Raw genomic sequence first — 2270 nt, forward strand, 5'->3', positions numbered from 1 at the left:
TATTGACCCACATATTCCCTGGTTGTACAATTTTAAACTCGATTTTAAATTTAAGTGATGTAATATCTATTCCTAAAATAAAATCGTTGAATACTTTCGGTAAGACCTACTTGGTTTATCCTGAATGAAGTTGAAGGGCTTGGTGGTCCCGACCAAAAGGTGCGGGATAAATTGTGAGAGCTGCACTTTGTTAGCCGTAGTTTTAACGAAGGAATACTGGTCCGTACGGATCAGCCCTCTACTCGATTATGCTACGTTTTCATTGTTTTGTCGGATTAAATCAGTTCAAGAACCTCTGAATTTCCATTGTTAAATTCCAGTTTTAATGACATTTTGTTCACCTTCAATGCTTCAACATATCTCCGGATTGTCCCAAATTTTGTCTCTTTCAGGTTGTTTTCAATTTTTGAAATATAAGACTTGTCTATTTTCATTAATTCTGCCAATTGTTCTTGGGTCAAATTCTCTTGTTTTCGTAGCTTTTTCAAAAAGTCTCCGATTAATTCAATTTTCAGGTCTTTTTCATATTGTTCCCGAGTGCCACTCCCTTTTGGCCCATAAACTTTGTCTTTATGTCTGCCATGGGAAACAAATCCCATTTTTTCTAATTTTTTTCGTCTGTTATCCATTTTGTCATTTATTTTTTATGTCCTGAAAAATAATTGTTTCTAAATTTTTCGGCTTTTTCAATTTCTTTTTTCGGGGTCTTGTTTGTTTTTTTCTTGAAACCATGGGTCACAATTATCAATGGGTCATTTGGTTCTTCCGTATCAAAAAATGAAAAAAGCCTGTGAAATACACCCCTGAAGTCAACAACCATTTCCCAAATCCCATTTGAGCCAGATAATTTCTTAAACCAATCCCCAAAAAGGTTCAATTCTATTTTGTCGATTACAAAGTCTATTTTCCGTTGTTCTTTTAACCCTAATGTATCATAGAAATCCTGTGCTTCTGGTGATAAATAAATTTCATACCTTTTGTCCATAAACCTTTTCTTTTTGCAAAGATATGATATTTATTTTAAATATTGCCCTTTGTGGCAATTAAGTTTTTGGTATGTTCTATATAAATGCAGCATAACATCAGTCTGTCTAATAACCCTAACCACCGATTAATTTTTTGTCAAATATAAAGCTATTTCTGCTTTACTCAACTTTTTCTATGGTTAAAAAAGATGTTAATCCAAAAACACAATTAATTTTTTCTTTTATCTAAAGAACCGCCAAGTACAGCCTGTGCTGAATACTTTCGGTAAGACTCGCTTGGTTTATCATGAACGAAGTTGAAGGGCTTGGTGGTCCAGACCAAAAGGTGCGGGATAAATTGTGAGAGGTGCACTTTGTTAGCCGTAGTTTTAACGAAGGAATACTGGCGGAGATTACTCCGTCAGCCGCCTACTCGATTGTGCCCTCGTTGTTTTTCATTTTTCATTCCTTAATCATAAAATTGCCAACCGTCTCCACTTAAATATGTCCAGCCGCAACCGGTTCCAATTTTGTAATCAATCGAATAATATCTATTTAAACTATCAAACTGGTATTTAAAATCAATTCTTTCTAATCCCCAATTACTCGTTGGTATTTTTTCTAAATATTCAGGTTTTAAATCTGTTAGTTTTTCTGGATAATGTTCTTTTTGTTGAAAATACAAATCCAATTTTTCTATTATTAAAGTTGCATTCTCTCTTCTTTCAGAGTCTTGATAACGCATTGCTAAAAATCCAATTCCATGTCCTGCAAGAAATGCGAACATGATTAGCAATCCAGAATTTCTTTTGCTGTGTTTATTTTTAAAATCGGTCAACAAGACTATAAAGCCAATTAGTAGTCCAAAAGCAGTTAAACCAAACGCTAAAAATATTTCAAATGGAATCAAATCAGGATTATATCGAGTCATCAGAAATGCTTGAATCAATCCTATAATAATTATTAAAAGTATTTTCAATAAAATCTTATTCATTCCTATTGTTTCTCGGTTTCTTTACAATGGGGCACAACATTAGTATAAACGGAATATTCCGTTTATTTCCATTATGTTTAGATATACTCAAAAACCTATAAGTCCATATCATCCATCGGGTTATCAATATCGCCTGCCTGTGCGTAGCACGCAGACAGGTCAAGCTCTTTGCTAGTAATATGTGTGTAAATTTCTGTTGTTTTAATATTCTCATATCCTAATAAATTTGAACAAAAATAAATTATACTTTTCTTATACATAATCTCATGTATATCTTTTGATACTCACAAAAGTAATTATATTTTATTTAG

Annotated in this window: 4 protein-coding genes; all 4 read right to left on the minus strand. The window is 32.9% G+C overall.

Annotated elements, in window-relative coordinates:
- Positions 1 to 275 precede the first annotated feature (275 nt).
- Positions 276 to 629, minus strand: coding sequence for a helix-turn-helix transcriptional regulator (locus U9R42_10845; GenBank protein MEA3496522.1), 354 nt, complete (start codon positions 627 to 629; stop codon positions 276 to 278).
- A gap of 8 nt (positions 630 to 637) precedes the next feature.
- Positions 638 to 985, minus strand: a complete 348-nt coding sequence (locus U9R42_10850) for a type II toxin-antitoxin system RelE/ParE family toxin (GenBank protein ID MEA3496523.1) — start codon at positions 983 to 985, stop codon at positions 638 to 640.
- 449 nt (positions 986 to 1434) lie between these two features.
- Positions 1435 to 1959: a hypothetical protein gene (locus tag U9R42_10855; protein MEA3496524.1), complete on the minus strand. Its 525-nt coding sequence runs from the start codon at positions 1957 to 1959 to the stop codon at positions 1435 to 1437.
- A 95-nt stretch (positions 1960 to 2054) separates the two neighbouring features.
- Positions 2055 to 2219, minus strand: a complete 165-nt coding sequence (locus tag U9R42_10860) for a hypothetical protein (protein MEA3496525.1) — start codon at positions 2217 to 2219, stop codon at positions 2055 to 2057.
- Positions 2220 to 2270: the final 51 nt, after the last annotated feature.

The sequence above is a fragment of the Bacteroidota bacterium genome, from assembly GCA_034723125.1.
In the GTDB taxonomy this organism is placed as follows: domain Bacteria; phylum Bacteroidota; class Bacteroidia; order CAILMK01; family JAAYUY01; genus JAYEOP01.